Origin of the sequence: Achromobacter sp. (assembly GCF_032113835.1) — a bacterium.
GTDB lineage: Bacteria > Pseudomonadota > Gammaproteobacteria > Burkholderiales > Burkholderiaceae_B > Achromobacter.
In genome coordinates, this window is the sequence record NZ_DAMCTG010000151.1 from 1 (window position 1) to 6674 (window position 6674).

Below are 6674 nucleotides of genomic sequence, written 5' to 3' on the forward strand. Positions count from 1 at the left end.
CTTACTTTGCTTCGCTTTCTTGCGGCGACCTCTTCAGGTCTCGCCAGGACTTTCGTCCTGTCCTAGCAGCTATCGAAACATCAGGGTAAACCCTAATTTTTCAGTAACTGCCAAGCCCGAAACTATAGCACAATTTTTGCAGATCTTGCAACTGGCTTCTGCCTAATTTGCGTCGATCTTTGCAATAACCGCGGAGCGTTCATTTCTGATTGCTGTTGCGGCAGATGATGCTGGGTTGCCCCGCTTCGCCTGTTGCACTTGCTTCGCTTCGCGTCTCAAAAAACTGTGTGAGCTGCGAAGGAGCGAGACTATAGCACAGAATTTTGCGCTGTCATGGCGGCGTCGCAAAATTGTTGTTGGCCTCTGCAGTTTCCTTGCCGATCCGCCCTGCTCCGTCGAGTGCGGCATGGCTTGCGAACGGTCTTCCCTATATATATAGATGGCGGCAGCCCCTGATGGCGGGACTAGTATGTACGTTTACTATTCGCCTGTACGCCGCACCTCATTGGAGACAGACACGTTATGCCCCCTGCTATCGCCATGAGCGAAGACATCCTGATCAACGTCACCCCGTTCGAAACCCGCGTTGCGTTGGTGGAACAAGGTTCGGTCCAGGAACTGCACGTCGAACGAAGCATTCAGCGGGGCCACGTCGGCAACATTTACCTGGGGCGGGTGGTCCGCGTGCTGCCGGGGATGCAAAGTGCCTTTATAGATATCGGGCTGGAGCGCGCCGCGTTTATCCATATTGCGGATCTTCGTGAGAATCGCGCAGAACGCAGCCAAGGGCTGACGCCAACGCCGATCGAGAAGCTGATTTTTGAGGGACAGACCCTGATGGTGCAGGTGGTCAAGGATCCGCTTGGCACCAAGGGCGCGCGACTTTCCACGCAGATCAGCATGGCGGGGCGGATGCTGGTGTATCTGCCGCATGATCCGCATATCGGGATTTCGCAGAAGATCGATTCGGAGTCGGAACGCATCCAGCTCCGGGAACGTCTGCAGGCGTTGATGCCGTCTGATGAAAAAGGCGGGTTCATCGTGCGCACGCAGGCCGAGGGCGCCAATGACTCTGAGCTGACCGCCGACGTGGAGTATCTGCGCAAGCTGTGGACGAGTGTGCAGGCGTCGGCCCGCACGCAACCCGCCCCCGCGCTGCTGCACCAGGACCTGACGCTGGCACAGCGCGTGCTGCGTGACATGGTCGGCCCCGATACCGGGTCGATTCTGGTCGATTCGCGGACGACGACTGCGGCGATGCTGGAATGGGCGCGTGTCTACACGCCGTCGGTGGTGGACCGCATCCAGCATTACAGCGGGGAACGGCCTTTGTTCGATACGGCGAATGTGGACGACGAGATTGCGCGCGCGCTGTCCCGCCGGGTCGACCTGAAGTCGGGCGGCTATCTGATCATCGACCAGACGGAAGCGTTGACGACGGTGGACGTCAACACGGGCGGCTTTGTGGGCGGCCGCAATTTCGACGATACGATCTTCAAGACCAACCTCGAGGCGGCGCAGGCGATTGCGCGCCAACTGCGTTTGCGCAACCTGGGAGGCATCGTGATCCTGGACTTCATTGACATGGAGGAACAGGAACATCGCGACACGGTGCTGGCGGAACTGAAGAAGGCGCTGTCGCGCGATCGGACCCGCATGACCGTCAATGGCTTCACGCAACTGGGACTGGTGGAAATGACGCGCAAGCGCACGCGCGATTCGCTCGCGCATCAGCTTTGCGAGCCCTGCCCCATGTGCGAGTCGCGCGGCAATGTGCGCACGCCGCGCACGGTCTGCTATGAAATCCTGCGGGAGATCCTGCGCGAGGCCAGGCAGTTCAATCCGAAGGAGTTCCGCATTCTGGCTTCGCAGGAAGTGGTCGACCTTTTTCTGGAAGAGGAAAGCCAGCACCTGGCGATGCTGGGCGACTTCGTGGGCAAGCGGGTATCGCTGGAAGTGGAAGCGGCTTACTCGCAGGAGAAGTACGACATCATCCTCGTTTGACGGCATCAGATGAATGCCTAGTCATCGGACTGAAGGAAGAGCCGCGCACATCAGCGCGGCTTTTTTCTTTTATGTGTGACGAGATCCTCACGATATAGCAGGAAAAATGCCATGCAACTGGCGACGGCATCCTGCCCGGCGAGTCGGGCTACGAACCGCACTGCGAGCCACTCTTCACCGCGATTTGCATTCAATGCAAGAGCGATGACGGTGCCTCTTACCTGATTCGCCAACGCGCTTCAACTCGATATGTGTGGATTTTGTGACTTAACGATTCGTTTGCAATGAATTCTGAAACCGATGGCGGCGACTAAGGGTTATCGCTAAGCTGCGGGCGCTTTGCCGGGTCGGTAACCGTCTCGGCGCTTTTCCCCTAGTCATTCGGAGGTCATTGCAATGAAGTCCCTATTCCGTCCGTTCCTGGTGCTGGTCGCGGCCCTGCCGCTCATGCTGGCCGCCTGCGGCGACAAGGAGCCCGAACAGCGGGCCGCGTTCACGCAGTTCCTGCAAACGCGCATCGTGGACAAGCCGGGTGTGCGCGTGCCAAAACTCACGGATGCAGAAAAGAAGTCGTTTGGCGATTACGCCGCCCAGTACGCCGTGATCACAGATTTCAACGCCGGCATGGACGCCTCGGTCAAGCCGCTGTCGGGCATCCTGCAGAAGGGCCAGGTGCGCTCGGTCAACGATATCGTGTCGCGTCGCGAGGACCTGAAGACCGTGCGTGCCGGTCTGAACGACATGAATGCGGCGCTGAAGGAACACCGCGCCAAGGCCGACGCGGCTCGCGCCCAGCTCAAGCAGCCTGAAGACTTGAAGGTCGTGTACGACAAGGCTTACGAGAAGACCATCACCCTGCCGGCCGACACGTTTGCCGACGTGCTGCCGCAGATCAACGCCACCTATGACGTCGCGCTGAAGGTTGCCGACTACGTGGAAGCGAACAAGTCGAAGATCGAGATCTCCGGCACCAGCGTGACGGTGACGGACACTGCCGTGCAGGCCGAGCTGAACAAGCTGCTGCAAGAGATGAACGCGCAGGCCAAGAACGTGCAACAGGCCCAGACGCGTCTGCAGGCCGTGGTGATGGGCCGCTAAGCGCCGCTTCAACACCCGACATTTCGCATCGCCCCGCCGCCACCTGAAGGTGCGGCGGGGCTTTTTCATGCAGCGGCGGTTCTCACGCCCGACGCCGCAGACACACGGTTGCGGCCGGATTCCTTCGCTTCGTACACGGCGGCGTCGGCGGCTTCCACAAGGGCCGCCGAGCCGTCGTCGGCCTGCGGGGTAGTCGTGGCCACGCCGATGCTGACGGTGACGATGCCACCTTCGTTGTCCTCATGCGCAACCGCTAGATCCGCCACGGCGCGCCGGATGTTTTCGGCGATGGTCAACGCTTGCTCGCGATCAGTCGCCGGCAGCAGCACCACGAATTCTTCGCCCCCATAACGCGCCGCCAGATCGCGTGGGCGGCGGGCATTGTCCTGGAACGTGAGGGCCAGCGTCCGGAGCAGCACGTCGCCTTCCTGATGGCCATAGCGGTCGTTGTAGCGCTTGAAGTGGTCGGCATCCAGAAACAGCAGCGACAGCGGCGTGCGATCGCGCCGCGCGGCCGCCCATTCCACTTGCAACGTGTCGTCGAAAGTGCGCCGGTTGGCGATGCCGGTCAGCCCGTCTGTCTGGGCCTGACGCGCCAACTGCGCTTCGAATGCATGCCGCCAGCGCATCTCGCGCCTGAAGAGGACGATCTGCGCCATCACCGAGGCAAAGAGCGCCAACGTGATGGGCACGATCAGCAACGCGCGTCGGATCCACGGTTCAAGCAGGTCGTCGACGGCCAGCGCGACATCGATCACCAGCGGCGTGCGTTCGATGGCGTCGAACGCATAGAGCCGATTGACGCCGTCGTGCGACAGCACGCCGACAAATGCCCCCTCGCGGCCGATCAGGTATTGCTGAAAGTCGAGCGGCACGTCGACGCCGCTGCCGGCGTCGGCGCTTGAGTACGGATTGCGCAGGAGAACGGCGCCGTCGTTGCGAAAGACCGTGATGGCGTCGTGCGGACCGATGGACACTTCGGCAAAGCGGTCGCGGAAGTACGCGGTGCGCAGAGAGCCGGCCACCACGCCACCGAAACTGCCGTCCGGGTTGGTGATGCGCCGGCTGATCGCGATGCTTTCATCGCCGCCGCGCAGACGGCTGTCATATGGCCGGCTGACGAAGAGCCCCACGTTGTCGGCGTCCCGATGCGCCTGGAAGTAATCGCGGTCGGCGAAATTGAGCCTGGACGGGTTCAAGGCGAGCGAGTGGTAGCGGATGTTGCCCTGGGCGTCGAGCACGAAGATGGCGCCGAGATACGCTGCCGATGCCGAACGGTCGAAGAGGAACCGGTGCAGGGATTGCGGGTCGAGATCGCCAAGGCCGGGTTCCCGCAGGCGCTCGATCACGCCTTGCAGCGAAAGATCGTAGACATGAAACGTGCGACCTATGTCCGCCGAAAGCACGCTAGCCAGGTTGCGTGCCGATACGTAAGCGGATTCCCACGTGACGCGACGGTCTATCCATAACAAGGCGATGGCCGCCGCGCAGATACCGATGGCGACGATGCCGGCCAGCGCGTACAGCGTACGGTGCACGATCCCGCGGGATTTCAATACGGCGCTCCTTCGCGATGGCGGTCGGGTTGGCGTAGTTCATCTGCAAGTTCTGCATGATGATGCCGTTGTCCGATGCCGGGCGCAAGGCATCGCCGCCCGGGACACGGAACCCTGGGCGGCGATCATCGCGGGAGGCGGGTGTTGAGACGGGATGGGGCCGCGACCGGCGCGGCGAAACCCTGCCGGCGGGCGCGGCGCGCCCGGGCTGGGGTGTCAGGAGACTGCGGCGGCGATGCGGAAAGGGAAGGCCTTGGCGCCGCGCGCCTTGTCGGTTTCGCGGTGGGCGCCGATGGCCCATGCGGGCCCCACCGCGCCGGCCTGCGCCATTAATTGGCGCGTCAGCACCCCCGAGAAACCGCAGCGTAGCGTCATGGCCTGACGCCGGGCAAGCTCGATTCCAATGGCGTGCGACGTGGTCGAATTACGGTCCGTTTGCAGCATGGCAGCCCCCTGGCAAAAGCGCTTCCTGAGTGAAGCGTCATTGCGGATTAATCTACCCTAGCCGTTTGATTTTGCGCGTGAAATGATGCGTAAAGTAATGCAAAGAACCCGAAATGCGCGCCAAAAAACAACCGTCAGGCGGATGGACTGGTGGCGGCATCGCCGGTTTCGCGGTCGGGCCGGTCGTTTATGCCATCCGGTTGACCCGTCATATTGCCGTAGAGCAACGAGCGGCCGGCGAATAGCCCGCCCGCGACCTCGAGGTCGAAGCGTTCGGTGTCGCGTTGCCGGACATCCTGGATGACCTCCTCGGCCTCGTCGGCCGGCACACCGATGGCGCGCAGCGCCGCTTCGCCAAACACCAGCGCCGACTCCAGCGTTTCGCGGACCTGGAAATCCACGCCTTCGCGGGCAAGCGCCAGCGAATGGATGCGGTCGTAGGCCCGCACCACCAATCGCACCAGCGGAAACTCTGACTTGATGAGCTGCACCATATGGGTGGCGGCGCGCGGGTCGTTGATGCACACGAGGATGGCGCAGGCGTTCTCGGCGCCGGCGGAGCGCAGCATGTCGGCGCGCGTACCGTCCCCGTAATACACCTTGACCCCCCATTTCGCGGCGGCGCGTATGGCGTCGGTGTCGGTATCCAGGATGGAGACCTTGACCCCGCGAGCCAACATCGCCTGCGTCACGATCTGGCCGAATCGGCCAAAACCCACGATCAAGGCGCAGCCGTCGAGATCGCGCGCCACGTCCACGCCGTCCATGGAGGGCGCGGGTTTGGGCAACAGCCAGCGCAACGCCAGAACGCAGAGCGGCGTGAGCGCCATGGAAATGATGACCACCGCGGTCAGCACCGCGCCGGTGTGCGCATCGAAGATGCCTTTTTCAGCGGCCGCGCTGTAGAGCACGAAGGCGAATTCGCCACCTTGCGCCAGCAACGCGCAGCGGGTGATCGCTTCGGCGTGCGTCGCGCGGAGCAGGCGCGCCACCACATACACGCCCACCGATTTGACCGCCATGAAGACGACGACGCCAGCCAGGATGAGCGGCCATTCGCGCGCAACGGCCAACAGGTCCAGCGACATGCCCACGCCCAGGAAGAAGAGGCCCAGGAGGATGCCGCGAAACGGCTCGATCTCTGCCTCGAGCTGATGGCGGAACGTGGACTCGGACAGCAGGACGCCGGCCAGGAATGCGCCCATGGCCATGGAAAGACCGCCCAGTTCCATCAACAGCGCCGCGCCCAGCACGACAAGCAAGGCGGCCGCGGTCATGACTTCGCGGGCGTGCGCCGCGGCCAGCAGGCGAAACAGCGGATTGAGCAGCCACCGGCCCGCGGCCAACAGAGCCAGAATGCAGCCGACCGCGATGGCCGCCTGCAGCCAGGGATCGCCATCGCTGCCGCTGCCGGCCGGCGCCAGCAAGGCGGCCAGCGCCAGCAGCGGAACGATCGCCAGATCTTCAAGCAGCAGGATCGAAACGATGCGCTGGCCCTGCGCACTGGTGGTCTCGTCGCGCTCGGCCAGGATCTGCATCACGATGGCCGTGGACGACAGCACGAAGCCCATC

Annotated in this window: 5 protein-coding genes; 2 read left to right on the forward strand and 3 right to left on the reverse strand. The window is 62.8% G+C overall.

Annotated features, from left to right (window positions below; genetic code table 11):
• Positions 1 to 540: 540 nt before the first annotated feature.
• Together rng and RT697_RS26560 are read left to right on the forward strand one after the other, a co-directional pair.
• Positions 541 to 2004 carry a ribonuclease G gene (gene rng / locus RT697_RS26555; RefSeq protein ID WP_313702622.1) on the forward strand — a complete coding sequence of 488 codons (1464 nt, stop codon included), beginning with the start codon at positions 541 to 543 and terminating at the stop codon, positions 2002 to 2004.
• Positions 2005 to 2400: 396 nt separating this feature from the next.
• Positions 2401 to 3102: a DUF3053 domain-containing protein gene (locus RT697_RS26560; RefSeq protein ID WP_313702618.1), complete on the forward strand. Its 702-nt coding sequence runs from the start codon at positions 2401 to 2403 to the stop codon at positions 3100 to 3102.
• A gap of 65 nt (positions 3103 to 3167) precedes the next feature.
• On the opposite strand, the gene RT697_RS26565 is transcribed toward RT697_RS26560, so the two are convergent.
• From RT697_RS26565 to RT697_RS26575, 3 genes are all read right to left on the reverse strand, one after another.
• Positions 3168 to 4658: a sensor domain-containing diguanylate cyclase gene (locus RT697_RS26565; RefSeq protein WP_313702619.1), complete on the reverse strand. Its 1491-nt coding sequence runs from the start codon at positions 4656 to 4658 to the stop codon at positions 3168 to 3170.
• A gap of 216 nt (positions 4659 to 4874) precedes the next feature.
• Positions 4875 to 5102, reverse strand: a complete 228-nt coding sequence (locus RT697_RS26570) for a hypothetical protein (RefSeq protein ID WP_313702620.1) — start codon at positions 5100 to 5102, stop codon at positions 4875 to 4877.
• Positions 5103 to 5236: 134 nt separating this feature from the next.
• The coding region (locus RT697_RS26575; RefSeq protein WP_313702621.1) for a cation:proton antiporter at positions 5237 to 6674 on the reverse strand (1438 nt) is incomplete at its 5' end.